We start from the raw sequence: 25,243 nt of genomic DNA, 5'->3' as shown, positions 1-25,243 counted from the left end.
ATGAGTGCTGCCACCGCCCGCCAGACGGCGCACCCCAGCCCACCTGCGCAGCCCGCGCCACGGCACGCGCTGCACCCTGAGTTGAGCAGCGCGCAAGTGCGCCTGATCGGCGTCAACAAGACCTACCCCGGGCAGGCCACGGCGGCGCTGGCGGACATCGACCTGAACATCCAGCGCGGCGAGATCTTCGGCATCATCGGCCGCAGCGGCGCCGGCAAATCGTCGCTGATCCGCACCCTCAACCGCCTGGAGCAACCCAGCAGCGGCCGGGTGCTGATCGACCAGGTCGACATCGGCGAGCATAACGAGGACCACCTGGTGGCGTTGCGCCGACGTATCGGCATGATCTTCCAGCACTTCAACCTGATGTCGGCCAAGACCGTGTGGCAGAACGTCGAACTGCCGCTGAAGGTGGCCGGCGTGCCCAAGGCCCAGCGCCAGCGCAAGGTGGCCGAACTGCTGGAGCTGGTGGGCCTGCAGGACAAGCACGGGGTGTACCCGGCGCAGTTGTCGGGCGGGCAGAAGCAGCGCGTGGGGATTGCCCGCGCGCTGGTGCACGACCCGCAGATACTGCTGTGCGACGAGGCCACTTCGGCGCTGGACCCGGAGACCACCGGCTCGATTCTGGCGCTGCTGCGCGACATCAACCAGCGTCTGGGCCTGACCATCATCCTGATTACCCACGAGATGGCGGTGATCCGCGATATCTGCCATCGCGTGGTGGTGCTCGAGCGCGGGCGCATCGTCGAGCAGGGGGCGGTGTGGCAGGTGTTCGGCGACCCGCAGCACGCGGTCAGCAAGACCTTGCTGGCCCCGCTGCAGCCAGCCTTGCCGCAGCACCTGCAGGCCCGCCTGCTGCCCGAGGCGCCGAATGCGCAGGCCGCGCTGGTACTGCGCCTGCGCGTCAGCGGGCGCGACCGCGAGGCACCGGAACTGTCGACGCTGTTCGCGTTGCTGGGCGGCCAGGTGAGCCTGCTGCAGGGCGGTATCGAACCAATCCAGGAACGTGCGCTGGGGCAGTTGGTGGTGTCGGTGGCCAACTCGGCGCACGGGCATGCGCAGGTGATCGAACGGGCGCGCCAGTGGGCGGCGCAGGTGGAGGTGCTGGGCTATGTGGTTTGATCGTTTGTTGCAGGGGGTACTCGACACCTTGCTGATGGTGGGCGTGTCGTCGCTGATCGCGTTGCTGGCGGGCATTCCGCTGGCGGTGATCCTGGTGACCAGCGGCAAGGGCGGCATCTACGAGGCGCCGCTGGTGAACCGCGTGCTGGGGGCGTTCGTCAACCTGTTCCGCTCGATACCGTTTCTGATCCTGATGGTGGCGTTGATCCCGTTCACTCGGCTGATCGTGGGCACCACGTATGGCGTGTGGGCGGCGGTGGTGCCGCTTACGATTGCGGCCACACCGTTTTTTGCGCGCATTGCCGAGGTGAGCCTGCGCGAGGTGGATCACGGGCTGATCGAGGCGGCGCAGGCGATGGGGTGCCGGCGCTGGCACATCGTCTGGCATGTGCTGTTGCCCGAGGCGCTGCCGGGGATCGTGGGCGGCTTCACCATCACCCTGGTGACCATGATCAATTCGTCGGCGATGGCCGGTGCGATTGGTGCCGGAGGGTTGGGGGACATCGCGTACCGGTACGGGTACCAGCGCTTCGACAGCCAGATCATGCTGACGGTGATCGTGATGCTGGTAGTGCTGGTGGCGTTGATCCAGCTGGGCGGGGACCGGTTGGCGCGGGGGTTGAACAAAAGATAGACCGCAGCGTCCGTATCGCGGGTCAAGCCCGCTCCCACAGGTCCGCTGAAGTCCTTGTGGGAGCGGGCTTGACCCGCGATTGGCCAGCCCGGACACATCCGGAGTCAATGACACCCTTCATGCAGGTGCACACCTGACTACCTTGAGATTTCAACCTCAAGGAGATCGACATGGACTGTCCAAGCTCTCGTTTCCTGCGCCGCGGCCGTTTCTCGGAACCTGGCCGGCTTTACCTGCTTACCAGCATCATCGAACACCGCAAACCTCTTCTTCGGGACTTCCACATCGCGCGCCTGGTGGTAGCCCAGTTCATGCAGGCGCAGCGAGAAGGCAGTGCACACTCGCTGGCCTGGGTCGTCATGCCTGACCACGTTCACTGGTTGATCGAGTTGCAGAACCTGACCCTGGCGACACTCATGCGACGTTTCAAGTCGCGCACGGGTTGTGCCGTACTCAAGGCTTGCAGGCATCAGGGGCGCATCTGGCAGCCCGGGTTTCATGATCGTGCGTTAAGACGGGAAGACGATGCGCGCGCAGTCGCCCGCTACATCGTTGCCAATCCTTTGCGGGCGGGGCTGGTAAAGCGGCTCGGCGACTATCCGCATTGGGACGCCGTATGGCTCTAGAACCGGTAACGGCCATCGCGGGGCGAGCCCGCTCCCACAGAGACAACACCGGACCTGTAGGAGCGGGCTCGACCCGCGATGGCCATTACTCGCGCTGCGGCTCCTTGATCTTGTACCAGGCCACATACAGCGCCGGCAAAAACAGCAAGGTCAGCAACGTGGCGACAATGATGCCGCCAATCATCGCGTAGGCCATCGGCCCCCAGAACACTTCCCGCGCAATCGGAATCATGCCCAGGCTCGCCGCCGCCGCCGTCAGCAGAATCGGCCGGCGACGATGGTCCGTGGCCTCCACCACCGCATCCCACGGCGCATACCCATCAGCCTCGTACGCATCGATCTGCGTCACCAGGATCACCGAGTTGCGGATGATGATCCCCGCCAGCGCCAGAATGCCCAATATCGCCACGAACCCCATCGGCGTACCCGTGGGGATCAGCGCCAGCACCACGCCAATCAAGCCCAGCGGCGCCACGCTCGCCACCAGGAACAGCTTCTGCACACTGTGCAGCTGAATCATCAGGAACGTCGCCATCAGAAACAGCATCAACGGCACCACCTTGGCAATCGGCCCCTGGGCCTTGCCGCTCTCCTCCACCGTGCCCCCCGTCGCCACCTGATAACCGGCCGGCAACTTACGCGCAAACTCGTCGATCTGCGGCTTGAGCTGCGCCACCAGGTCGGTCGGCTGGATCTCGTCACGCACCGCCGCCTTGACCGTGATGGTCGGCTTGCGGTCACGCCGCCACACCAGCGGCTGCTCCAGCTCGTAGCGCACCGTGGCAAACGCCAACAACGGAATCGAGGTGCCGCTGGGCGTGACGATCTGCAGGTTCTGCAGGGTCTGCGGCGAGTCACGCTCGCTGTCCACCGCGCGCCCGATCACGTCGATCAGGTAGATGTCATCGTTCACCTGGGTCACCGGCGAGCCGCTGACGATGCCGTTCATCAGGTTGGCCACGTCCTCGGACGACAGCCCAAGCTGGCGCGCCTTGTCCTGGGCAATGTCGATGCGCAGCACCTTGCCCGGCTCGTTCCAGTCGTAAATGATCTCGCCCACATGGGAGTTGCCATCGAGCAGCGCCGCCAGTTCGATCGCATGCTTGCGCACCTGGTCGATGTCCTTGCCGCTGACCCGGTACTGGATCGGCCGCCCCACCGGCGGGCCCATCTCCAGCGATTGCACGTAGCTGCCGATGCCGACGAAGTCCTTGCGCAGGCGCTCCTTCAGACGCGCCGTCAGCGCCTCGCGCGACTCCAGGCCCTTGCTCACGATCACCAGCTGGGCGTAGTACGGGTTCTCCAGCTGCTGGTCCAGCGGCAGGTAGAAACGGATCGCGCCCTGACCGATGTAGGTACTCCAGCGCACGATGTCCGGGTCGTCCTTGAGGGTCGCCTCCAGCTTGTCCACCGCCTTGCGCGTCTCGTCGATGGAGGCGTTCTGCGGCAGGTTGAGGTCCACCAGGATCTCCGGACGGTCCGAGGACGGGAAGAACTGGTTCTGCACGAAGCGCATGCTGAACACCGCCAGGGCGAACAGCACCACGGTGCCGATGATGGTGATCCAGCGGTGGCGCATGCACCACAGCAGGCCATGGTTGAAACCGCGACCGATACGCCCGGGCTCGGCGTCGTGGGCCTTGACCTTGGCGCTGAGCAGGTGCACCCCCAGCACCGGCGCGAACAGCACCGCCACCACCCACGACACCAGCAGCGCCACGGCGATCACCGCAAACAGGGTGAAGGTGTACTCGCCCGCGGAGCTGGCGTTCAGGCCGATGGGCACGAAACCCGCCACCGTCACCAGGGTGCCGGTGAGCATCGGGAACGCAGTGGAGGTGTAGGCGAACGTGGCCGCCTGCTCCTTGCTCTCGCCCTTCTCCAGCCGCGTGACCATCACCTCTACGGTGATCATCGCATCATCCACCAGCAGGCCCAGCGCGATGATCAGCGCGCCGAGGGAGATCCGCTGCATGGTGATGCCGCTGTACTCCATGAACACGAACACCATGGCCAGCACCAGCGGGATCGAGCAGGCCACCACCAGCCCGGCACGCACCCCGAGGCTGATGAAACTGACCACCAGCACGATCACCACCGCCTCGAACAGCGCACTGGTAAAGCCGCCCACGGCCTCCTCGACCACCACCGCCTGGTCCGACACGGTGTGCACGCCCACGCCCACCGGCAGGTCGGCGGTGGCGGCCTCCATGCGCTCGTGCAGCTGCTTGCCGAAGGCCTGGATGTTGCCGCCCTTCTTCATGCCGATGGCCAGGCCGATGGCAGGCTTGCCGTCGTAGCGGAACATCGGCGTGGGCGGGTCGGCGTAGCCGCGGCTGATCTCGGCGATATCGGCCAGGCGATAGAAGCGGTCGTCCAGGCGCAGGTTGACCTGCTCCAGGTCTTTCTCCGAGGCGAACTGGCCAGTGGTGCGCACCGAGATGCGCTCGGGGCCGGCCTCCATCACCCCGGCCGGGGTCACCGCGTTCTGCGCCTGCAACGCCTGCACCACCTGACGCTGGTCGATGCCCAGGGCCGCCAGCTTGCGGGTGGAGAAGTTCAGGTACAGCACCTCGTCCTGCTGGCCGATCATCTCGACCTTGCCCAGCCCCGGCACCTCGCGGATTTCTGCACGTACCTGCTCGACGTAATCGCGCAGCTGGCGCATCGAGATGCCGTCGGCGGTGAACGCATACACCGAGCCGAACACATCGCCGAACTCGTCGTTGAAGCCGGGGCCCTGGATGCCCTGGGGGAACTCGCCGCGGATGTCCTGGATCTTCTTGCGCACCTGGTACCAGATCTGCGGGATGTCGCCAGCCTTGGTGGTATCGAGCAGGTTGACGAACACCGTCGACTCGCCGGGCCGGGTGTAGCTTTTCACGTAGTCGAGCGAGTCCAGTTCCTCGAGTTTCTTCTCGATGCGGTCGGTGACCTGCAGCAGGGTCTCGTCCTGGGTGGCGCCGGGCCAGCGGGTCTGGATGACCATGGTCTTGATGGTGAACGAGGGGTCCTCTTCACGGCCCAGGTTGAAATAGGAAAACACCCCCATCAGCAACGCGACGAACATCAGGTACCAGACGAAGGATTGGTGCTTGAGTGCCCATTCCGACAGGTTGAAGCTTCCTTTCATCGCGGGCCTTCCTCATCGATTTTTACCTTCTGGCCAGGCTTGAGGCTGTTGACCCCCGCCGTGACCACACGCTCGCCCGGCTGCAGGCCGGCACTGAGCACCACGCTGTTGTCCAGCCGCTCGCTGACCTTCACGTCACGCAATGAAACCGTATGCTCCTGCGGGTCGACGACCCATACCCGGGTGTGCCCGTCGACCTCCTGCAGGGCGCTCAACGGCAGCTCGCTACGCGGTTGGATCGCCGAGCTCAGGGTGACGCTGATGGCCGTGCCCAGGCGAAAGGCCTCGGGGGTGTCGGCCAGGGTCAGGCGCGCGCGCCGGGTACGCGTGGCCGCGTCGGCCTGGGGCTCGATCTCGCGCAGCACGGCACTGGTGTTCACGCTGGGGTCGAGCTGCGCGGCCACCAGGAACTTCACCTCGCCCGACAGTTCGTCGGCCAGGCCTGCGGGCAGGTCGATCACCGCCTCCTTGACGTCCGGGCGCGCCAGCGTGACCACGCCCTGGCCGGCGGTGACCACCTGCCCGGCCTCGGCCTGCCAGGCAGTGACCACGGCGGGGTGGTCGGCCTGCAAGGTGCTGTAGCCCAGCTGGTCGCGGGCCTGGTTGACCGCCGCCTTGGCCTGTTCGAGCGAGGCGCCGGTAGTCTTCAGGTCGGTCTGGGCGATGTCCAGCTGGGCCTGGGCCCCCACGCCCCGGTCGAACAGCTGCTGCTGACGACGGGCGTTGGCCTGGGCGTTGATCCACTGCGCCTGCACCTTGGCCAGGTCGCCTTCGGCGGCACGCAACTGGTTCTGCTGGTCGGTGGGGTCGAGGGTGGCCAGGGTGTCGCCGGCCTTCACCGTGGCGCCCACATCCACCCAGCGCCGGGCGATGCGCCCGCCCACGCGAAAGCCCAGGGTGCTTTCGTAGCGCGCCTGGATGGAGCCGGCAAAGCGCCCCAGGCGCGCCTGGTCCTGCGCCTGCACCACCTGGGACAGCACCGGGCGCACCGGCTCGGGCGGCGGCTCGTCATCGGCGCAGGCGGCCAGCAACACACAACCGAACATCAGCCACAGGGTTCTCATTGCGTCACCCCGATATCGGCTGGGTCTGCCACTTCCACCTGCATGTCCGGGTGCAGCAGCTGCCCACCCGCGATCACCACGGTTTCGCCGCCCTTGAGGCCGTCGCCCACCACCACCTTGCCGGTGAGGTAGCGCAGCACCTTGACCTTGCGCAGGTTGACCTTGTTGTCCTGGCCCACCAGCCACACCGCCGGGTCATGCACATCCTTGGTCAGCGCCGACCACGGCAGCTCGATGCTCGGGGTGCCCTCGGCCCTGGCGGTGGCGCTCACCACCGAGCCCAGCTGCATGGCCGGCGGCACCTCGCTCAGGCCGACCTTGACCTGCACCGTGCCGCTTTGCGCCGAGACCGTCGGGGTGATTTCGCGCACGTGCCCCTTGGCTTGCACCTTGGGGTCGTCGAGCAGGCTGACGATGATCGCCTGCTGGGTGGGTGGCGCCATCAGCAGCGATTCGTAGACGTTGAACACCGCGTCGCGCTCGCCGTCGCGGGCCAGGGTGAAGATCGGCACGGTGGCCTGCACCACCTGCCCCACCTCGGCCTGGCGCGCGGTGATCACCCCGGGCGCCTCGGCGATCAGCGCGGTGTAGCTCAGTTGTTCGCGGGCGTTGGCCAGTTGCGCCTGGGCGGCCTTGAGCGCGCTCTGGCTGCTGCGTAGGGCGGCCTGGGCCGCGTCGTACTCGCTCTGGCTGGTGTAGCCCTTGGGCAGCAGCTTCTGCTGGCGCACGAAGGCGGCGGAAGTCTGGGTCACGCGAGCCTGTTCGGCGAAGACCTCGGCCTTGGCCGAGTCGACATTGGTTTGCAGGTCCTTGGGGTCCAGGCGCGCCAGCACCTGATTGGCGCTGACGTGATCGCCCACGTCGACGTTGCGCTCGATGATCTTGCCGCCCACGCGAAACGACAGGTCGGCCTGCACCCGTGCCTGGACATCGCCGGTGAGGGTCACGGAGGCTGCAAAGTCGCCGGCCTTGACCTGTTGCACCGCCACCCTGGGCAGGTCGGGTGCGGCGGCTTTCTTCTCGCCGCAGCCAAGCAGCAGCGCAAGCCCCAGGCAGACGATCAGGTTGGGGGGCGACACCGTCATGCGGGCTCCTTGCGTGGGTTCTGGGCAGTTGCTAGATGCGACTGTTAGCGTAGATCAGGGTTCCGCGTGCCGCTTGTCCTGGGGGCAATTGAGCACAGCGGCGACGTTGCGAGGGGTGGGGGCTGTCGCCTGCATCGCGTTTGATCGCGGCGCTGGAGCAGGATGCGCAGAGCAACTGCATCGTGCTGGAGAAGGCGTTGGGGTAGACGCGGGGGGTGGGGCAAGGGCGGTGGCCGGAGAGAAGGCGGGGCCGCGGGGCGGCCCATCGCGGGTCAAGCCCGCTCCCACAAGGACCGTCGCTGTCTGTGTGGGAGCGGGCTTGACCCGCGATAAGAGCGACGCGGTGTCAGGGCCTCAGCCCTGCCATTTGCCGCCCTCGACGATCACGCTCTCCGGCTTGGTGTCGTCGCTAAGCTCCTTGCGCACGTACTGGTCATACAGCTTGAGCAGGTACTTCTGCTCGCCCAGGCGCGCCAGCTCGCTGTTGACCCAGTCACGCAGCTCGATGTTGCCCTTCTTCACCGCCGGCGCAATCGGCGCTTCCTCGCCCAGCTTCTCGTCCAGCACACGGTAGCCCGGGTTCTGCTTGGACCAGCTGAACAGGATCAGGTTGTCCTGCGCATACGCATCGCCACGGCCATTGGCCAACGCCTGCAACGACTCGGAGTTCTTCTCGAACTTGAGCAGTTTCCAGTCCGGGTGGTTCTTGGTCAGCCAGATGTCCGCCGTGGTGCCGGTGGTGACGATGGTGGTCTTGGCCGCCAGGTCGTCGAGCTTCTTCACCTCGCTGCCCTCGGGCACCAGCGCCTGTACCGCCACGCGCAGGTTGGGGTTGGTGAACTCCACCGCTTCCTTGCGCTCCGGGGTCACGGTCATGTTGGCCAGAATCAGGTCGACCTTGTCGCTCTGCAGGAAGGGAATGCGGCTGGCCGGCTCCACGGCCACGAACTCGACCTTGTTCTCGTCGCCCAGCAGCGACTTGGCCAGCTCGCGACCGATGTCGGTGTCAAAACCCACATAGCGCCCGCTTTCATCCACATAGCCGAATGGCGGCTTGTCGGTGAACACGCCGACGATCAGTTTGTCGCGGGCCTTGATGGTTTCCAGGTAGCTGGTGGCCGGCGCTGCGGCATTGGCGGCAGGCTTGCTCGGCGCTTCGGATTTGTTGCAACCGGCCAGTACGGCCAGGGTGAACAGCGACAGCAGCAGTTTTGAAGCGTGGGCAGTCTTCATGACAGTTCCTTGTGTGGTGTCTTGGGCAGGCTTTCGACAAAGGAGAATTTCTCCAGGAACTGCTGCGCGCGTGCGGTCTGCGGGTTCGTAAAGAAGCTCTCGGGGGGGCTCTGTTCAAGGATCCTGCCGGCCTCCATGAACACGATGCGGTCGGCCACCGCGCGAGCGAAGGCCATTTCATGGGTCACGATCAACAGGGTCATGCCGTCGCGGGCCAGGCCCTGGATCACCTGCAGCACTTCCTTGACCATCTCCGGGTCGAGGGCGGCGGTCACCTCGTCGAACAGCATCACCTGCGGGTTCATGCACAGCGAACGCACAATGGCGATACGCTGTTGCTGGCCACCGGAAAGCTGGCGCGGATAGGCGTCGCGCTTATCCAGCAGGCCCACCCGCGCCAGCAGTGCTTCGGCCTGGGCCTGGGCCTCGAGGCGTTCGCGCTTCTGCACCTTGAGCGGCCCGAGCAGCAGGTTTTCCATCACGCTCATGTGGCCGAACAGGTGGTAGCTCTGGAACACCATGCCCACCTGCTGGCGCACCTGGCGCCAGTCGGTGGCCTTGCTCAGCAGCTCTTTACCGGCCAGTGTCAGGCTGCCGCCGTGGGCCACTTCCAGGCCATTGAGGCAGCGCAGCAGGGTGCTCTTGCCGCAGCCGCTGGGGCCCAGGATCACCACCACTTCGCCGCTGCGCACCTGCAGGTCGATGCCCTTGAGCACCTGGTGCTCACCGAAGAACTTGTTGAAACCCTTGAACTCGATCAATGCGCTCATGCGTGTGTCCAGCGCCGCTCCAGCGCCCGCGAGGCGGCCGACAGCGGGTAGCAGATGAAAAAGAAGAACAGGAACAGCGCGCCGTAGATCAGCACCGACTCATAGGTGCGCTCGATGATCTGCTGGCCCACCTTGATCACGTCCACCACGCCGATCAGCACTGCCAGCGAACTGGTCTTGATGATGCGTGTGTAGATGTTGATGGTCGGCGGGGTCATGCGCTTGAGTGCCTGGGGCAGCAGCACGTAGCCATACAGCTGCCAGCCATCCAGGCCGATCGAAAGCCCCGCCTCGCGTTGCCCGCGCGGCAGCGAATGCAGTGCACCGCGCACCACCTCGCCCACCTCGCTGGCACCCCACAGCGACAACACCAGCACCGCGCACCAGAAGCTGGGAATGCTCACGGCAAAGAAGATCGGCAGGCCGAAGAACAGCAGGTACAGCCACACCAGTACCGGTATCGCCCGAAACAGCTCCAGGTACACCCGCAGCACCAGGTTCACGCTGCGCTTGCCGAGGGTGGCGAGCACGCCGTAGAGCACCCCGCCCAGGGTGCTGAAGGCGATGCCCAGGGCCGAGATCGACAGGGTTTGCGCGGCGCCCTGGGCCAGTTGCGGCAGCGACACCAGCAGCAGTTCAAGACCCGAACTGGCCATGTTGCAACCTCCTTTCCAGACGGCTCAGCAGCAGCGACAACGGCAAGAACAGCAGCACGCAGATCAGCGTCAGCACCGCGAGCATTTCGTAGGTCTTGTAGTACAGGGCGATGTAGCTCTTGGTGGTGTAGAGAATCTCGGGCACCGCCACCGCCGACACCACGGTGGTTTCCTTGAGCAGGAAGATGAAGTTGGCGAACAGCGCCGGCAGGCTGAGGATGCCGGCCTGGGGCAGGATCACGTGGCGCAGCAGCTGGCCTTCGGACAACCCGATGGAGCGCCCGGACTCCAGCTGTGCGGCGGGCACCGCCTCGACACCGGCGCGCAGCACCTCGGTCAGGTAGGCCCCGCCGAGAAACGTCATGGTGATGATCGCGGCGGCGAAGCCGGAAATCTTCAGGCCCAGGCTGGGCAGCGCGAAGTACACGAAAAACAGCTGGATCAGCAGCGGCGTGTTGCGTGCCAGCTCCACGTACAGGCCCACGGCGCGCTGCAGGTAGGGCGTGCGGTAGACCAGGATCGCGGTGTTGATCACGGCCACCACCAGCGAGGTGGCGATGGCGATCAGGCCGACCTGCAGGGTGACCCCGACGGCCTTGAGAAACGCGGGAAATGTGCTGAGGATGAATGCGACGTCGAAGCTCATCGGCGTGGCCTCGGCGCCCGAAACAGGGTGCGCTGCATGGGGGTGGTCTCGAACCGGCCCGAGGGTAGACGGGCGGTGGCGGCTAGGGTTGGGCGTGCCGGTAAGCACTTTGGTAATACTCTAAAGCTATAAAAATATTTATTTAAATATCGTTATTGCATATTGATATCACGCAAAAAACTAACCGCAAATTTCCTCGTGGCAGGCGGGATCTTTCCCGCGCGCGCGCCATCAAACAGCTGTCGTGCGCGGCCCCGTGGGCCGTTCAACCCACAAGGAAAACAACACCATGAACAGCGACCAGCCGACCCTCGACCCCAGCGAACTGATCAAATGGCTGACGGCCCTGCGCCGCGCGGTCAACACACCACGCTGAAACCCCATTCAAAAAAAACGCCGACCCGGTAACCGGAGTCGGCGTTTTGCATCGTGCGGTCTACAGCGGGCGAATCAGAACGCCGGCAGTACCGCGCCTTTGTATTTCTGCTCGATGAAGGCTTTCACTTCAGGGCTGGTCAGGGCCTTGGCCAGCTTCTGGATGGCGTCGCTGTCCTTGTTGTCGGGGCGCGCCACCAGGAAGTTCACGTAAGGCGAGTCGGAACCCTCGATCACCAGGGCATCCTTGGCCGGGTTCAGGCCGGCTTCCAGCGCATAGTTGGTGTTGATCATGTCCAGGTCGACCTGGTCCAGCACGCGTGGCAGCAGGGCCGACTCAAGCTCCTTGAACTTGAAGTTGTGCGGGTTCTTGGCGATGTCCTTGGGCGTGGCCAGGGCGTTTTTCGGATCTTTGAGTTCGATCAGCCCGGCCTTCTGCAGCAGGATCAGCGCACGGCCACTGTTGGAGCCTTCGTTGGGGATGGCGATGGTGGCGCCGTCCTTGAGCTCGGCCAGGCTCTTGACCTTCTTCGAGTAGCCACCGAACGGTTCGACGTGTACGCCGATCACGGTTTCCAGGTGGGTGCCTTTACCTTCGTTGAAGCTCTTGAGGTAGGGCAGGGTCTGGAAGTAGTTGGCGTCCAGACGCTTCTGATCGACCTGCACGTTGGGCTGCACGTAGTCGGTGAACACCTTGATTTCCAGGTCCACGCCTTCCTTGGCCAGGGTTGGCTTGATCAGCTCGAGGATCTCGGCGTGGGGCACCGGGGTGGCGGCAACCACCAGCTTCTGGCCGGCGTGGGCGAAGCCTGCAACCGACAGAGCGGCTGCCAATGCAGTCAACAACAAAGCCTTTTTCATGCGCAGTCCTTATTCGAATCACAGCCATCGTCGACGGCGGAAGAGAGGGTGCCAGTATTGTGCTAGCTGGCGTGGAGGCGACAATACCGAGATTTTTTATTCCTTAACAATATCTTTTATGCAGACGCTTATATCTTTTTGACTGATAAAGAAGAGAGCACCGGCTGTCCTGCCAGGTGCATCCGGCGCCGCAACAGACAATGCTCGCGGTCTATCGGTTAGCGGTCTCGATGGCAACCTCGGTGATGACAGTGGCCAGTTCCTTCTCGAGTGCACCATCACCCTGCACATTGGCGTAGATGTCATACCTGATCTCATGCGTGGAATTCATCCAGCGCAATCCTGTCCTCCTGACCCCACCCATTACTTTTTCCGACGTTTTCACCAGGGGCTTGCCGGGGTCCTGAGGCTTGGCGTAATCATCGTCGTAAACCACCACGCGCTGTGTCAGCTCGCGCTCATAGTGGGTCTCGTAGGTCACCACATAATCATCGCCGCACGAATAAAGCGACATGACGCCGTTCAAGCCGCCCTCCTTCATCTCGACCCCGGAGGGGAGTTCTTTGGACAGCCGACATTGCAACTTCTCGATCGCTGCTCGGGATTGCGATTTGAATCGGACGGCTTGAGCCAGCCTTCTGTCGCTCGCCTGGGCGAGTGTGATCATCGAACTGAATTGCTCGAAACCAGGAAAGGTCGAGTTCTTCTCTGGCTCGGCCGTGGGCGAGACCGCCCTTTTCTCAATGACCTTCTGGATATGGGTATTGCCACTGAGCGGTAGAATCTCCAGCTCGGCGCTTGCCGAAAAGGAAGCGAGCAGCGTGCTCATGCACAGCATCGACAGGCGCATCAGCGGCTGGCCTGGGCAAGGAAGACACGTACCGCGCAAGGTAGGTTTTTCATGAATATCCTTTCAATGCTTCAAGCGATCCAAGGCTTGCGAAGCAAGAAGGTAATCCACCTCATTCGCATCTGCAACGGTTGCTCCGCAGACAACCGCCTGTGCGTTACGCCTACACACCCAACCGCAGCGCCACCTTCTCCAGCAAGGCCTTCAGGCCACTGCGCTCACTTGCACCTGCGCGCAGCAACACCTCGATCTGCCGCTCCAATGCGGCCAGCGGCGTCAAGGTTTCCGGCAGGTTCAGATGCTCGGGCAGTATTTCCTCCCCGCTGCTGACCAGCAGGGCGAAGTGAATGACGTTTTCCAGTTCGCGGGTGTTGCCCGGCCAGCTGTGCAGTTCCAGCACCCGCTGCGCGGCCTCGCTGAGCAGCGGCGGCACGGCCAGGTTCAGGCGCGGGCTGTAGATGCCCACGAAGTACTCGGCCAGCGGCAGGATATCGCCCACCCGCTCGCGCAACGCGGGCAGCTCGAGGCGGCCTTCGTGCAGGTAGTGGTAGAGACGGTCGTGGAACTTGCCGGCGGCCACCGCCTGGGCCAGGTCGATGCTGGAGGCGGCCACCAGGCGCACGTCCACCGGGTTGGGTTGCTGGGCGCCAACGCGGGTGACTTCGCGGTTTTCCAGGGCAGCCAGCAGCTTGACCTGGATCGGCAGCGGCAGGTCGGCGATTTCATCCAGGTACAGCGTGCCGCCGTTGGCCGAGCCGAACCAGCCGGCGCGGCTGCTGGCGGTACCACTGTGGGCGCCGGCGCTGTAGCCGAACAGTTCGGCGTCGGCGTAGGTGGGGCTGATGGCGCCGCAGTTGACCGAGACGAACAGCCCGCCGCGGTCGCTGGCGCGGTGGATCTGCCGGGCCAGCAGCTCCTTGCCGGTGCCGCTTTCGCCGCGGATCAGCACGGGCAAGGCCAGCGGCGCCAGCAGCTCCAGCTCTTCGCGCAGCTGGCGCGAGCGCGGGTCGACGAACACCAGCGCCTTGGCGCGGATGCTCAACGGGCTCTTGTCGCTCTCGGGGAAGGTCAGCAGTGGCTGGCCGTAGGTGTCGTGAAGGCTCATGGCAAACTCCCGCCCGAGCGACTCACGGCGCGGACGTCTTGATGAAAAAGAGGGTAGCGCCCGGGGTCAGGCGCGACGCAGTGCGTGCTGTTCCAGGCGGCTCTGCAGGCGATAGAGGTAGGCAAAGCCCTGCTCCCAGCGCCGGTGTCCAGACTTGACGTTGATATGCCCGGCGCCGCCGAGCACACCGGCTTCTGCGCCCCAGGCGCGAGCCAGTTGCATCGCCCGTGGCGCGCTGACCGCCGGATCGTTGTCGGAGGTGACCACCTGGCTGGGAAACGGCAGCAGGTTCTGCGGAATCGGCGCGAAGTTGCGCAGGGCCGGTGCACAGGCCGGGCGTTCGACGTCGGCCGGGGCCACCAGCAGTGCGCCACGTACCTGCTGCAGCAGGGTTTCGCTGGCGTGGGCGGCCCAATGCGCGACGGTGATGCAGCCCAGGCTGTGGGCGATCAGGATCACCGGCGAGGTGTCGGCGGCGATGGCATGTTCGAGCGCGGCAACCCAGTCTTCACGACGCGGGGTGATCCAGTCGGCCTGTTCGACGCGGGCACTGTTGGGCAGGCTGTTCTGCCAGTGGGTTTGCCAGTGATCGTCTGGCGATCCTTGCCAGCCCGGCACAATCAGGTAACGAATCGACTCATTGCGCATGAGATGCCTCCTGCTGGGTTTGCATTGCATGAGGGCAAGTATAGGGCGGGGGTTATATTCGTAAAGGAATAAGAAGCTATTTATTAATAACCAAAACTGCTTTCCGAATGCTGTGTGCAACCCTGTGGGCGCTGGTATCGGCGCCCTCGGAACGGGCATAAAAAAAGGGGCCGTCCCCTGCCAGGATACGGCCCCCGAATGCGTTGCCCTTACCGTTGCATCGTGTTCAACGCGCGGTGATCACCGAAAGCTTGGTGATACCCGCCCGCTCGATCGAGGCCATGGCGCGCGCCACTTCCCCATAATTCACACCGTCGTCCGCCTGCAGTTGCACGCGTACCTCCGGGTCCTTGGCCTTGGCCGCCTGCAAGCTGGTCTCCAGCAAGTCCGGCTGGATCTCGTCCTTGTTGATGAACAACTTGCCGCCCCCATCGATGCTCACCACCAGCGGGTCCTTCTGCTCCACCGGGGCCACGGCCTCGGTCTTGGGCAGGCTGATCGGGATCGCGTTGGTCAACAACGGCGCGGTCACGATGAACACCACCAGCAGCACCAGCATCACGTCCACCAGCGGCGTCACGTTGATCTCGCTGAGTACCTCGTCACTGTCCTGGGTAGAAAAGGCCATGTCAGGACGCCTCTTTCACAGGTTGGCCGCTCACTGTTGCAGCTTTGTGAAGCGCAGGGTGCACCAGCACGCGGAAGGCACTCTTCTGCGCCAGGCTGTAGAAGTCGTGGGCAAAGTCGTCGAGGTCGGCCGCCGTGAGTTTCAGGCGACGCAGGAAGTAGTTGTAAACCAGCACCGCCGGCACCGCGACCGCGATCCCCACACCCGTGGCCACCAGCGCCGCACCAATCGGCCCGGCCACGGTTTCCAGGCTCGCCGAGCCCGCCGCACTGATGCCCTTGAGCGCTTCCATGATGCCCCACACGGTACCGAACAGGCCGATGAACGGCGACGTGCTGCCGATACTGGCCACCACCGCCAGGCCGGTTTCCAGCGAGCGGCGCTCACGCACGATCTGCTGGCGCAGGGCACGTTCGAGGCGGTCCTGGTGATTGATCGCCTGGCTCAGGTCATTGGCCTGGCCGGGCTCGCCCACCGCGATGGCGGCGTAGCCGGCCTGGGCCACGCGGGCGGCGGCGCCGGGCTGGGTCTGGGTGAGTTCGGCGGCCGAATCAAGGCTTGAGGCTGCCCAGAACTGCTTGTGGAAGCGCTTGTCCTGGTTCTTAAGGCGGGCGAACTGCAAGCCCTTGACCAGGGCCAGGCCCCAGGTCGCGACGGAAAACACCACCAGCAGCCAGATCACCGCGCTTTCGATGGATTCAAGGGGGGATGCCAATACACTCATGATGGTTTCTCTCTGTTAGCGCGAAATTTTTAGCGAATCTTGAAATCGATCGGCACGCTGACCCAGCCCGCCTGGGCCACGTCGCCCTGCTTGGCCGGCACGAAGCTCCAGCGCTTTACCGCCGCCAGCGCGGCATCGTCGAGCTGCTGGCGACCACTGCTCTTCTGCAACTGGATCTCGCCAGGCTTGCCGCTGGGCAACACATGCACCCGCAGCAGCACGGTGCCTTCCCAGCCGCGACGCTGGGCCAGCGACGGGTATTCCGGCGCCGGGTTCTTCAGGTACGCCGCGCTGGCCGAAGCCGGGGTCACCGGCGCCGGGGCAGGTGGCGCAGGCGGGGCGGCAGGTTGTGGCGGTGCCGGCGGCGGCTCGACCGGTTTGGGCGCAGGCTTGGGCTCGGGCTTGGGCACCGGCTTTGGCTTGGGCTTGGGTACCGGCTTGGGCGGTGGCGGCGGCTTGACGGCCAACTCGTCGACCACCGGCGGTGGCGGCTCCACCACAGGCTCGGCCGGCGCCGGGGGCGGCGGCTCGACAACCGGTGGCGCCGGCTGGGAAAACTCGATGGTCATCGGCGGGATTTCCGGTGGAACCACCGGCAACACCGGGGCCGGTGCCTGGCTGACCCAGTAGGCCACGGCACCATGCAGCACCAGCGCGAAAACCCCGAGCAGCACCTTCTCGCGGCCCTTCAAGGCACTACGCGGGGTGCGCTGCAAGCGCTGTTGCGCCAGCGGCAACCGGTGCGGCCGACCGAGGTCGACCAGCTCGCCGCCCGGCGCCTGGCGCCAAAGCACATCGAGAGCACTGGCGGCGGTCTGGACATTACCCATTGATCAACTCCTGGGAGGTTCGGTGCATGTGCATCGAAGGCCGCCCGGTCTGGCCGGCCTTCGCTGAGGTGGATGATCGACGCGTGCTGCTTATCTCTTAAAGTAATCTTTAAAGTTATGGATAGAACCTGATCGCATATACAAAACCGCTGAACCGCTCTAGCCCGCGCCAATCAAGGGCTGGAGGGCATTGCTGATCTGGCAATGCCTTTGCGGCATCGAAAATATTCGCCAAAGGCATCGAAAAACCCCTCAGAAGTCATAGCGACCGGTCACGCCCAGGGTCCGCGGGGTGCCGAGCAGCCCTTCGTAGCCGCCGTTGGCGGCGCTCCACAGGGTGGTGTAGTAGGTCTTGTCGAAGGCGTTCTTCAGCCATAGCGACACGTCCCACTGCCCGCCCTCGGCATCGCCGCGCAGGCCGGTACTGAGGTTGACCACGGCGTAGCTGGGGATCTGCGCGAAGTCCGAGTCCTCGACCGTGCCCACCGCCCTGGAACGGAACGCATAGCTGGCGGTGACATAGGGCTGCAGGCCGTTGTCCAGGTCCCACTGGTACTGCCCGTTGGCGTTGGCGATCCATTTGGAGGCGCCGACCACCTGATGCCCGCTGAGGTCGCAGGCGGCCGGGGCACCCGGTTGCAGAGCCACCTCCGGCGCGCACGGGGCGTCCTTGTAGGCGAGGTAGCGCACGTCGTTGAACGAGCCGTTGAGGTTCAGCGTAAGGCCGCGCAGCGGCACCAGGGTGCTGTCGAACTCGACCCCGCGTGAGCGCACCGAGCCTGCGTTGGTCAGGTACTGCACGCGGTTGGCGTCGTCGTAGGCGTTGGTCTGGTAGCCGTTGACCTGGGTCCAGAACAGGTTGGCGTTCAGTTGCAGGCGGCGGTCCCACAGGGTGCTCTTGAAGCCCAGTTCGGCGTTGTTGGCGCGCTCGGTGCCGATCAGCAACGAGTCGGCGCCAGCCACCGGTGCGGTGCCCACCGCCAGGTTGACCCCGCCGGACTTCTCGCCGTGGGACAGCGTGGCGTAGCCCAGCAGGTCGTCGGTGAAGCGGTAACTGAGGTTGAGCAGGCCCGAGGGGCTGGTGCTGTACTGGTTGAGGTCGCCCGAGTCATACGCACCGGCCCGTCCCTGGCGTACCGCTGCCGCCGCCCCGCTGACCGCAGCGCCGCCCACCGGGGCGCTGCGGTTGACCCAGGCGCTTTTCTCTTCGTAGGTGCCGCGTATCCCGGCGGTGAAGTCCAGGCGCGGGGTGAGGTGCCAGGTGCCTTGACCGAACAGGGCGAAGCTGTCGGTCTTAATGTGCCCCTTGCCCACCGAGCTGACGTTGGCCAGCGCACCGGTCGGCGTGCCGTTCCACACGTCGGCCTGGGGGCCGTAGAAGGCGAAGGACTTGTTGTCCAGGTTGGAGCCGAAGTAGTACGCGCCCAGTACGTAGTCGAAGAAGCCGCCCGTGGGCGAGGCCAGGCGAAATTCCTGGGAGTACTGCTTGTCTTGCACCGACACCCCGGCGTTGTAGGTCGCCGGCACATCCAGGCCGTCGTCGTTGCGCGGGGTGAAGTCCCACCAGCGGTAGCTGCTGATGGAGGTCAGGGTGAAGTCGTTGTCCAGGGTCCAGTTGGCCTCCAGCGAGGTGCCGCCCTGGAACACCGTTACCTTCTGGTCGTCGTCCAGGTTGACCTTGCGGTGGCGGCCGTCGACCAGCGTGGCGCCGGCCGCCGCCGCACGGTTTTCATAGCGGTTGACGCCGTTGATGGTCGGCCCGGTGCTGTACAGCACGCGGGTGCCGGCGCTGGAGTCTTCCTCGTTGTAGTCGCCGATCCAGCGCAGGTTGAACTGCTCGCTGGGCTTGTACAGCAGTTGCCCGCGAAAGCCCTGGCGCGCGCCACCGTTGAGGGTGTGGCCGTCGTGCTCGTTGCTGATGTCGCCGTCGCTGCGCGTGCGGTAGGCCGAGAAGCGGCCGGCCAGGGTCTCGGTGAGCGGGCCGGAAAGCGTGCCCTTGGTCTGGAAGTAGCCGTCCTCGCCCACCGAGGCCTCGATGCTGCGCTCGGGGGTGAAGCTGGGCGCACGGGTGCTGATGTTGATGACCCCCGCAGTGGTGTTCTTGCCGAACAGGGTGCCCTGGGGGCCGCGCAGCACTTCGAGCTGCTCGATGTCCATGAGGTCGAACACCGCCATGCCGGGGCGGCCGAGGTAGACGTTGTCCAGGTACAGCCCCACGCTGCCTTCCAGGCCGTCGCTGGCCGGGTTGTTGCCCAGGCCGCGGATCGACACGCTGGACTGGCGCGCATGCATGTAGGCCACGTTGACGCTGGGCACCAACTGCTGAAGGTCCTGGATGCGGTACACGCGCTGGCTTTCCAGGGCCTGGCCGTCGAGCACGCTCATCGGCGTGGGCACGTCCTGGGCGCTCTCTTCACGTCGGCGCGCAGTCACGGTGACGGCCTTGAGCTGGCTGTCGGGCTTGACCTCGGGCGCCGCCTCGGTGGCCGCCTCGGTGGCCGCCTGGGCCGGCAGCCAATGCGCGCTGCCGGCCAGCAGCAAGGCCAGCGGCAGGCGCTTGAGCCGTCGGGAAGACAAGGGTGCGGCGGGGGAAGACGGGCACATGGGCGGCTCCTGGGCAAGGAATTGATATTCCTTAAAGTTATTTATTTATGATTTCACATATGTTTACTGCATAAGAGATTGCCTTTATAAGGAGTGCAGCCGAGGCAGAGCAAATGCATTTGCCCGATACTTTTCATGTGAAAAATGCATATCGACCTACGCCAGCTTCGCCACCTGATCGCGCTTGCCGAGCACCGCAGCTTCGTGGCGGCGGCGAACGCGGTGAGCCTTTCGCAATCGGCCTTCAGCCGTAGCATCCAGGCCCTGGAACACAGCGCCGGGTGCCTGCTGGTGGACCGGTCGAGCAAGGAGCTGGCGCCGACCAAGCAGGGCCTGGTGGTGCTCGAACATGCACGCCGGCTGGTCAGCGGCGCGCATCAGTTGAGCAACGAGATCAGCCAGTTCAACGGCCTGGAGGCCGGCGAGCTGCGCTTTGGCTGCGGCCCGGCGCCGGCCGCCGGGCTGGTGCCGCGTGCCATCGGCACGTTCATCGGGCGCTACCCCAGGGCACGGGTGCGTTTTCAGGTGGATGACTGGCAGAACCTGGACAAGCGCCTGCTGGCCGAAGAGTTCGAGTTCTTCGTGGCCGATACCCGCCGCTTCGAGGCCGACCCGGCCTACCACACCGTGCGCCTGCGCCCGCGCCGCTGGCACTTCTGCTGCCGCGCCGCGCACCCGCTGGCGCAACTGCCGAGCGTCAGCGCCGAGCAACTGCTGGCCTACCCCCTGGCGGTGACCCTGCGCCCGCCCAACCTGCGCAAGGTGATCAGCGACCTGAGCGGGCGCCCGGACTTCACCGCCAGCGTCGAGTGCGAGAACGGCTACAGCCTGCTGGGGGTGGTGCTGAACTCCGACGCGATCGGCATCTGCAGCGCCAACAGCGATGCGCTGCACAGCGCCGCCCAGCAACTGGTGCGCCTGAACATCGACGGCCTGCACGACGACTGCGAGGAGCTGTACACCCGCTACGGCATCGTCAGCCGTGCGCGCCAGCGCCTGTCGCCGCTGGCCGAGGCAATGATCGCGCAGATCGTCGCCACCGATCAGGCCGACCAGGACCTGTGCAACCTGGAGCGCCTGGCCATCTGAGGTGTTGCGCCGGGCGCATCGAAGGTATTCGGCAAATGCGCTTGTGGTCGCGTGGCGTGCAGGGCGAAATCACCCACCAGACTTTCAACCGGTGAGCGCCATGACCCAACCTGCCCCCGTGCGCAACGTGCTGTACATCATGTGCGACCAGCTGCGTCGCGATTATCTGTCGTGCTACGGCCACCCGCACCTGCACACGCCCAACATCGACCGCCTGGCCGCTGCCGGGGTGCGCTTCAGCCGCGCCTACACCCAAGGCACCATCTGCGGGCCGTCGCGCATGTCGGCGTACACCGGGCGCTATGTGAGCAGCCACCAGGTGGCCTGGAACAGCGTGCCGCTGCCGCTGGAGGAGCTGACCCTGGGCGACTACCTGCGCCCGGCCGGCATCCGCACCGCGCTGGTGGGCAAGACCCACGCCACGCCGAACCTTCAGGCGCAGCAGCAGCTGGGCATCGACGCCGACATGGCCAGGCAGCTCGATGAAGTGGGTTTCGAAGCCTATGTGCGCCATGACGGTATCTACCCCGACGACCCGCAGTTCGCCGACAAGCGCGAGAGCGCCCCATACACCCGTTACCTGCGCGAACACGGCTATGGCGGCGACAACCCCTGGCACGACTGGGCCAATGCGGCGCAGGGCGAAGACGGCGAGGTGCTCAGCGGCTGGCACATGCGCCACGCCGACCGCCCCACGCGCCTGCCCGAGCAGCATTCGGAGACGGTGTACACCACCGACCGCGCCATCGACTTCATCACCGAACAGGGCGAGCAGCCGTGGTGCCTGCACCTGTCGTACATCAAGCCGCACTGGCCGTACATCGCGCCGGCGCCCTACCACGCGCTGTATGGCGCGGCGCAGGTGCTGCCGGCGGTGCCTGGCGGGCGCAGCGATCACCCGGTGTATGGCGCGTTCCGCCAGCATCAGGAGAGCGTGAACTTCTCCCGCGAGGAGGTGCGCCTGAAGGTGATCCCCACCTACATGGGGCTTATCAGGCAGGTGGACGACCAGCTCGGACGGCTGTTCGAAGTGCTTCGACGCACCGGGCGCTGGGACGACACGCTGATCGTGTTCACCAGCGACCACGGTGATTTTCTGGGCGACCACGGGCTGGGGGAAAAGGAGTTTCTGCTGGAGCAGGCGGTGGGTGTGCCGTTGATCGTGCGCGACCCGCGTGGGGCGGCAGATGCCACCCGTGGCACGGTGGATGCGCGGCTGGTGGAGACCATCGATGCGCTGCCGACGTTTCTGGACGCACTGGGATTGCCGGGGGCCGAGCATCGGCTGGAGGGGCGGTCACTGGTACCGTTGCTGCACGGTACGGCGCAGGGATGGCGCGAATACGCGATTGCCGAGTACGACTATGCGTTCCAGACCCCGGCGCGGGAGCGGCTGGGGCAGCCGATCGACCGTTGCCGCATGACCATGGTGCGCAGCGAGCGCTTCAAGTACATCGCGTATGACGGCTTCAGGGCGCAGCTGTTCGACCTGCAGGAAGACCCGCAGGAGCGGCACGACCTGGGCGATGATCCGGCGCATGCCGGCGTGCGCGAGGTGCATCAGGGGTACCTGTTGCAGTGGCTGCGCGGGCTCAAGCGCCGCACCACGATCAGCCATGCGGAGATCGAGCGGCGGGGGGAGCGGTTCCGCTACGGGGAGCCGCAGGCGGACAGCGTGGTGAAGATCGGGGTGTGGTGAGGCGGGCCGCTTCGCGGCCCGTCGCGGGTCAAGCCCGCTCCCACAGGGATATCACTGATCCAAGGGGCAGTGGAGTACCTGTGGGAGCGGGCTTGACCCGCGATGAGGCCCGTAAGGCCTCAGATATTGCCGACCTTCTGCCACACCTTCGGCTTGAAGAACAACGTCTCGCCACGGGCCAACCCGGTCAGGCTGTCGTGGTCCTTGACCACCTCGGCCTCGATCAGCTCGCTCTGCCCTTCCACCTTCAGCGTCACCCGCGTGGTCGCGCCCAACGGGCGTATGTCACGCACTTCAGCTGCGTGGTGGCCTTCCACCTCCTGCCGCGACAGCGACACTTCGTGCGGACGGAACAGCACGTGCTGGTCCTCGCTCAGGTGCAGGCGGTTGGAGTCGCCCAGAAAGTGGTAGACGAAGTCGCTGGCCGGGTTCTCGTATACCTCGCCCGGCGAGCCGATCTGCTCGATCACGCCCTTGTTCATCACCACGATACGGTCGGCCACTTCCATGGCTTCTTCCTGGTCGTGGGTCACGAACACCGAGGTCAGGTTGATGTCTTCGTGCAACCGCGCCAGCCAGCGACGCAGCTCCTTGCGCACCTTGGCGTCCAGCGCACCGAACGGCTCGTCCAGCAGCAGCACCTTGGGCTCCACCGCCAGCGCCCGCGCCAGGGCGATACGCTGGCGCTGGCCACCGGACAGTTGCTCGGGGTAGCGGTCGCTGAGCCAGTCCAGCTGCACCATGTTCAGCAGCTCGTGGACCTTCTCGGCAATGCGCGTCTCGTTCGGGCGCTCGCCCTTGGGCTTCATGCGCAGGCCGAAGGCGACGTTGTCGAACACGCTCATGTGGCGAAACAGCGCGTAGTGCTGGAACACGAAGCCGACGTTACGATCACGCACGTCGTGCCCCGACACGTCCTCGCCATGGAACACGATGCTGCCCTGGTCCGGCGTCTCGAGCCCGGCGATGATGCGCAGCAGGGTGGTCTTGCCGCAGCCGGACGGGCCCAGCAGCGCCACCAGCTCGCCGCTGTGGATATCCAGGTTGATGCTGTCCAGGGCCTGGAAAGCGTTGAAGCGCTTGCTGACGTTACGAACTTCGATCGACATGAATTATTCCTCCGCGGCGCTGTGGCGCAGGCGGTTAATGCGGGACTCGCTCCACTGCTTGAGCAGCAGGATGAAGAGCGCCAGGATCAGCAGCAGGCTGGCCACGCTGAAGGCCGCGACATGGTTGTATTCGTTGTAGAGGATCTCGACATGCAGCGGCAAGGTGTTGGTCACCCCGCGAATATGCCCGGACACCACCGACACCGCACCGAACTCGCCCATCGCGCGCGCCGTGCACAGCACCACGCCATAGATCAGGCCCCATTTGATGTTGGGTACGGTGACGTGCCAGAACATCTGCCAGCCGTTGGCCCCGAGCAGGCGTGCAGCCTCCTCTTCCTGGGTGCCCTGCTCCTGCATCAGCGGGATCAGCTCGCGCGCCACGAACGGCACGGTGACGAAGATGGTCGCCAGCACGATGCCGGGCAGGGCGAACACGATCTGGATGTCATGGTCCTGCAGCCACGGGCCGAAGAAGCCCTGGGCACCGAACATCAGCACGTAGACAAGACCGGCGATCACCGGCGACACCGAGAACGGCAGGTCGATCAGGGTCACCAGGATGCTCTTGCCGGGGAAGCTGTACTTGCTCACGCACCACGCCGCGCTGACCCCGAACACCAGGTTCAGCGGCACCGAGATGGCCACCGCGATCAGGGTGAGCTTGAGCGCCGACAGCGCGTCGGGCTCGAAGATCGCCTCGAAGAAGGTGCCCAGGCCCATCTTCAGGCCCTGGGACACCACGATGAACAGCGGCAGCAGCAGAAACAGCGCGAAGATCAGCCAGCCGAGGCCGATCAGCACGCGCCGTGAAATCGCGCTGCCACGGCGGGCAGCGTTGGCCGAAGCGGCCACACCAACAGATGATGCAGACATGGGTCAGGCCTCCTTCACGGGGTTTCGATGCGCCGCTGCAACAGGTTGATCAGCAGCAGCAGGATGAAGGAAACCACCAGCATCATCACGCCGATGGCAGTGGCGCCGGTGTAGTCGTACTGGTCGAGCTTGACCATGATCAGCAACGGCAGGATCTCGGTCTTCATCGGCATGTTGCCGGCGATGAAGATCACCGAACCGTACTCGCCCACACCCCGTGCGAAGGCCAGCGCGAAGCCGGTCAGCCAGGCCGGCAGCAGCGCCGGTGCCAGCACGTAGCGGAACACCTGCAGCGGCTTGGCCCCCAGGCACGCGGCGGCCTCTTCGACCTCGCGCGGGATGTCGGCCAGCACCGGCTGCACCGTGCGCACCACGAACGGCAGGGTCACGAAGGTCAGCGCCAGGGTGATGCCCAGCGGCGTGTAGGCGATCTTGAAGCCCAGGTCGGTGGCGAACTGGCCCACCAGACCGGACGGCGCATACAGCGCGGTCAGGGCGATGCCGGCCACGGCGGTGGGCAGGGCGAACGGCAGGTCGATCATCGCATCGATGACCTTGCGCCCTGGGAAGGTGTAGCGCACCAGCACCCAGGCCAGCAGCGTGCCGATCACGCCGTTGATCAGCGCCGCATAGAACGCGGTGCTGAAGCTGAGCTTGAGCGCGGCCAGCACCCGGGGTGCGGTGACGATGGTCCAGAACTGGTCCCAGGTGAGCTGGGCGGCATGGATGAACATGGCCGCCAGCGGTATGAGCACTATCAGGCTGAGGTACACCAAGGTGTAGCCCAGCGTCAGCCCGAAGCCGGGTATGACGGGGGAGATACGACGCGACATAGAAGTCCCTGGTTTAACGCACGAAGCCCGAGACGAATCCCGG

At 65.2% G+C, this 25,243-nt stretch carries 23 protein-coding genes; 5 read left to right on the top strand and 18 right to left on the bottom strand.

Annotation, left to right across the window (positions count from 1 at the left end):
- The 3 genes from DN387_RS06265 to DN387_RS06255 all read left to right on the top strand — a co-directional run bounded on the left by DN387_RS06265 (position 1) and on the right by DN387_RS06255 (position 2,382).
- Positions 1–1,122 carry a methionine ABC transporter ATP-binding protein gene (locus DN387_RS06265; protein ID WP_043861591.1) on the top strand — a complete coding sequence of 374 codons (1,122 nt, stop codon included), beginning with the start codon at positions 1–3 and terminating at the stop codon, positions 1,120–1,122.
- The gene (locus DN387_RS06260; RefSeq protein WP_054915900.1) at positions 1,112–1,756 is read left to right on the top strand and encodes a methionine ABC transporter permease; all 645 of its coding nucleotides are present in this window, start codon (positions 1,112–1,114) and stop codon (positions 1,754–1,756) included. Before DN387_RS06265 ends, DN387_RS06260 begins: the two co-directional genes overlap by 11 nt.
- Positions 1,757–1,926: 170 nt before the next feature.
- Entirely contained in the window at positions 1,927–2,382 is a 456-nt protein-coding gene (locus DN387_RS06255) for a transposase (RefSeq protein WP_054915899.1), read from the top strand.
- An 85-nt stretch (positions 2,383–2,467) separates the two neighbouring features.
- On the opposite strand, the gene DN387_RS06250 is transcribed toward DN387_RS06255, so the two are convergent.
- The 15 genes from DN387_RS06250 to DN387_RS06180 all read right to left on the bottom strand — a co-directional run bounded on the left by DN387_RS06250 (position 2,468) and on the right by DN387_RS06180 (position 19,594).
- Positions 2,468–5,515, bottom strand: a complete 3,048-nt coding sequence (locus DN387_RS06250) for an efflux RND transporter permease subunit (protein ID WP_043861588.1) — start codon at positions 5,513–5,515, stop codon at positions 2,468–2,470.
- The gene (locus DN387_RS06245) at positions 5,512–6,579 is read right to left on the bottom strand and encodes an efflux RND transporter periplasmic adaptor subunit (RefSeq protein WP_054915898.1); all 1,068 of its coding nucleotides are present in this window, start codon (positions 6,577–6,579) and stop codon (positions 5,512–5,514) included. Before DN387_RS06245 ends, DN387_RS06250 begins: the two co-directional genes overlap by 4 nt.
- Positions 6,576–7,664, bottom strand: coding sequence for an efflux RND transporter periplasmic adaptor subunit (locus tag DN387_RS06240; protein WP_043861586.1), 1,089 nt, complete (start codon positions 7,662–7,664; stop codon positions 6,576–6,578). The genes DN387_RS06245 and DN387_RS06240 overlap by 4 nt, the downstream gene beginning before the upstream one ends.
- Before the next feature lie 354 nt (positions 7,665–8,018).
- Positions 8,019–8,897 carry a transporter substrate-binding domain-containing protein gene (locus tag DN387_RS06235; protein WP_054915897.1) on the bottom strand — a complete coding sequence of 293 codons (879 nt, stop codon included), beginning with the start codon at positions 8,895–8,897 and terminating at the stop codon, positions 8,019–8,021.
- Entirely contained in the window at positions 8,894–9,667 is a 774-nt protein-coding gene (locus tag DN387_RS06230; protein ID WP_043859913.1) for an amino acid ABC transporter ATP-binding protein, read from the bottom strand. The genes DN387_RS06235 and DN387_RS06230 overlap by 4 nt, the downstream gene beginning before the upstream one ends.
- Positions 9,664–10,323, bottom strand: a complete 660-nt coding sequence (locus tag DN387_RS06225; RefSeq protein ID WP_043859912.1) for an amino acid ABC transporter permease — start codon at positions 10,321–10,323, stop codon at positions 9,664–9,666. The genes DN387_RS06230 and DN387_RS06225 overlap by 4 nt, the downstream gene beginning before the upstream one ends.
- Positions 10,304–10,969 carry an amino acid ABC transporter permease gene (locus DN387_RS06220; protein WP_054915896.1) on the bottom strand — a complete coding sequence of 222 codons (666 nt, stop codon included), beginning with the start codon at positions 10,967–10,969 and terminating at the stop codon, positions 10,304–10,306. Before DN387_RS06220 ends, DN387_RS06225 begins: the two co-directional genes overlap by 20 nt.
- 450 nt (positions 10,970–11,419) lie before the next feature.
- Positions 11,420–12,205: a MetQ/NlpA family ABC transporter substrate-binding protein gene (locus DN387_RS06215; RefSeq protein WP_043859910.1), complete on the bottom strand. Its 786-nt coding sequence runs from the start codon at positions 12,203–12,205 to the stop codon at positions 11,420–11,422.
- 211 nt (positions 12,206–12,416) lie between these two features.
- Entirely contained in the window at positions 12,417–13,055 is a 639-nt protein-coding gene (locus tag DN387_RS06210) for a hypothetical protein (RefSeq protein WP_054915895.1), read from the bottom strand.
- A gap of 163 nt (positions 13,056–13,218) precedes the next feature.
- A complete protein-coding gene (locus DN387_RS06205; protein WP_043859908.1) occupies positions 13,219–14,160 on the bottom strand; it encodes a sigma 54-interacting transcriptional regulator in 942 nt (313 codons plus the stop codon).
- Positions 14,161–14,226: 66 nt separating this feature from the next.
- Positions 14,227–14,808 (bottom strand): alpha/beta hydrolase, encoded by a 582-nt coding sequence (locus DN387_RS06200; protein WP_043859907.1) that lies wholly within the window; start codon positions 14,806–14,808, stop codon positions 14,227–14,229.
- A 226-nt stretch (positions 14,809–15,034) separates the two neighbouring features.
- The gene (locus tag DN387_RS06195) at positions 15,035–15,436 is read right to left on the bottom strand and encodes a biopolymer transporter ExbD (protein ID WP_043859906.1); all 402 of its coding nucleotides are present in this window, start codon (positions 15,434–15,436) and stop codon (positions 15,035–15,037) included.
- 1 nt (position 15,437) lies between these two features.
- Positions 15,438–16,160: a MotA/TolQ/ExbB proton channel family protein gene (locus DN387_RS06190; RefSeq protein WP_043859905.1), complete on the bottom strand. Its 723-nt coding sequence runs from the start codon at positions 16,158–16,160 to the stop codon at positions 15,438–15,440.
- A 29-nt stretch (positions 16,161–16,189) separates the two neighbouring features.
- Entirely contained in the window at positions 16,190–16,990 is an 801-nt protein-coding gene (locus tag DN387_RS06185) for an energy transducer TonB (protein WP_043859904.1), read from the bottom strand.
- A gap of 252 nt (positions 16,991–17,242) precedes the next feature.
- Complete coding sequence (locus DN387_RS06180) at positions 17,243–19,594, bottom strand: TonB-dependent receptor (protein WP_054915894.1); 2,352 nt, start codon at positions 19,592–19,594, stop codon at positions 17,243–17,245.
- 144 nt (positions 19,595–19,738) lie between these two features.
- Between DN387_RS06180 and DN387_RS06175 the strand changes: the two genes are divergently transcribed.
- A complete protein-coding gene (locus DN387_RS06175) occupies positions 19,739–20,683 on the top strand; it encodes a LysR family transcriptional regulator (RefSeq protein ID WP_043859902.1) in 945 nt (314 codons plus the stop codon).
- A gap of 100 nt (positions 20,684–20,783) precedes the next feature.
- A complete protein-coding gene (locus DN387_RS06170; RefSeq protein ID WP_043859901.1) occupies positions 20,784–22,382 on the top strand; it encodes an alkaline phosphatase family protein in 1,599 nt (532 codons plus the stop codon).
- Between the two features lie 119 nt (positions 22,383–22,501).
- Here DN387_RS06170 and DN387_RS06165 read toward each other — a convergent pair whose 3' ends face one another.
- From DN387_RS06165 to cysT, 3 genes are read right to left on the bottom strand one after another with little or no spacing between them, the layout of a single operon-like run.
- On the bottom strand, positions 22,502–23,491 hold the full coding sequence (locus DN387_RS06165) for a sulfate/molybdate ABC transporter ATP-binding protein (RefSeq protein WP_054915893.1): 990 nt from the start codon (positions 23,489–23,491) through the stop codon (positions 22,502–22,504).
- 3 nt (positions 23,492–23,494) lie between these two features.
- On the bottom strand, positions 23,495–24,367 hold the full coding sequence (cysW, locus tag DN387_RS06160) for a sulfate ABC transporter permease subunit CysW (RefSeq protein ID WP_043859899.1): 873 nt from the start codon (positions 24,365–24,367) through the stop codon (positions 23,495–23,497).
- Positions 24,368–24,381: 14 nt separating this feature from the next.
- Positions 24,382–25,200: a sulfate ABC transporter permease subunit CysT gene (gene cysT, locus DN387_RS06155; protein ID WP_043859898.1), complete on the bottom strand. Its 819-nt coding sequence runs from the start codon at positions 25,198–25,200 to the stop codon at positions 24,382–24,384.
- Positions 25,201–25,243 lie beyond the last annotated feature (43 nt).

It is taken from the genome of Pseudomonas sp. FBF18 (genome assembly GCF_024261405.1).
Lineage (GTDB): Bacteria > Pseudomonadota > Gammaproteobacteria > Pseudomonadales > Pseudomonadaceae > Aquipseudomonas > Aquipseudomonas palmensis.
The sequence above is the reverse complement of the archived record's forward strand: the minus strand, read 5'-3'. Positions and strand labels throughout refer to the sequence as shown.

Bases quoted from the DNA above. Each gene is read 5' to 3' on its own strand.
- DN387_RS06265 (WP_043861591.1), top strand. From the start codon at position 1: ATGAGTGCTGCCACCGCCCGCCAGACGGCGCACCCCAGCCCACCTGCG.
- DN387_RS06260 (WP_054915900.1), top strand. From the start codon at position 1,112: ATGTGGTTTGATCGTTTGTTGCAGGGGGTACTCGACACCTTGCTGATG.
- DN387_RS06255 (WP_054915899.1), top strand. From the start codon at position 1,927: ATGGACTGTCCAAGCTCTCGTTTCCTGCGCCGCGGCCGTTTCTCGGAA.
- DN387_RS06250 (WP_043861588.1), bottom strand. From the start codon at position 5,515: ATGAAAGGAAGCTTCAACCTGTCGGAATGGGCACTCAAGCACCAATCC.
- DN387_RS06245 (WP_054915898.1), bottom strand. From the start codon at position 6,579: ATGAGAACCCTGTGGCTGATGTTCGGTTGTGTGTTGCTGGCCGCCTGC.
- DN387_RS06240 (WP_043861586.1), bottom strand. From the start codon at position 7,664: ATGACGGTGTCGCCCCCCAACCTGATCGTCTGCCTGGGGCTTGCGCTG.
- DN387_RS06235 (WP_054915897.1), bottom strand. From the start codon at position 8,897: ATGAAGACTGCCCACGCTTCAAAACTGCTGCTGTCGCTGTTCACCCTG.
- DN387_RS06230 (WP_043859913.1), bottom strand. From the start codon at position 9,667: ATGAGCGCATTGATCGAGTTCAAGGGTTTCAACAAGTTCTTCGGTGAG.
- DN387_RS06225 (WP_043859912.1), bottom strand. From the start codon at position 10,323: ATGGCCAGTTCGGGTCTTGAACTGCTGCTGGTGTCGCTGCCGCAACTG.
- DN387_RS06220 (WP_054915896.1), bottom strand. From the start codon at position 10,969: ATGAGCTTCGACGTCGCATTCATCCTCAGCACATTTCCCGCGTTTCTC.
- DN387_RS06215 (WP_043859910.1), bottom strand. From the start codon at position 12,205: ATGAAAAAGGCTTTGTTGTTGACTGCATTGGCAGCCGCTCTGTCGGTT.
- DN387_RS06210 (WP_054915895.1), bottom strand. From the start codon at position 13,055: ATGCGCCTGTCGATGCTGTGCATGAGCACGCTGCTCGCTTCCTTTTCG.
- DN387_RS06205 (WP_043859908.1), bottom strand. From the start codon at position 14,160: ATGAGCCTTCACGACACCTACGGCCAGCCACTGCTGACCTTCCCCGAG.
- DN387_RS06200 (WP_043859907.1), bottom strand. From the start codon at position 14,808: ATGCGCAATGAGTCGATTCGTTACCTGATTGTGCCGGGCTGGCAAGGA.
- DN387_RS06195 (WP_043859906.1), bottom strand. From the start codon at position 15,436: ATGGCCTTTTCTACCCAGGACAGTGACGAGGTACTCAGCGAGATCAAC.
- DN387_RS06190 (WP_043859905.1), bottom strand. From the start codon at position 16,160: ATGAGTGTATTGGCATCCCCCCTTGAATCCATCGAAAGCGCGGTGATC.
- DN387_RS06185 (WP_043859904.1), bottom strand. From the start codon at position 16,990: ATGGGTAATGTCCAGACCGCCGCCAGTGCTCTCGATGTGCTTTGGCGC.
- DN387_RS06180 (WP_054915894.1), bottom strand. From the start codon at position 19,594: ATGTGCCCGTCTTCCCCCGCCGCACCCTTGTCTTCCCGACGGCTCAAG.
- DN387_RS06175 (WP_043859902.1), top strand. From the start codon at position 19,739: ATGCATATCGACCTACGCCAGCTTCGCCACCTGATCGCGCTTGCCGAG.
- DN387_RS06170 (WP_043859901.1), top strand. From the start codon at position 20,784: ATGACCCAACCTGCCCCCGTGCGCAACGTGCTGTACATCATGTGCGAC.
- DN387_RS06165 (WP_054915893.1), bottom strand. From the start codon at position 23,491: ATGTCGATCGAAGTTCGTAACGTCAGCAAGCGCTTCAACGCTTTCCAG.
- cysW (WP_043859899.1), bottom strand. From the start codon at position 24,367: ATGTCTGCATCATCTGTTGGTGTGGCCGCTTCGGCCAACGCTGCCCGC.
- cysT (WP_043859898.1), bottom strand. From the start codon at position 25,200: ATGTCGCGTCGTATCTCCCCCGTCATACCCGGCTTCGGGCTGACGCTG.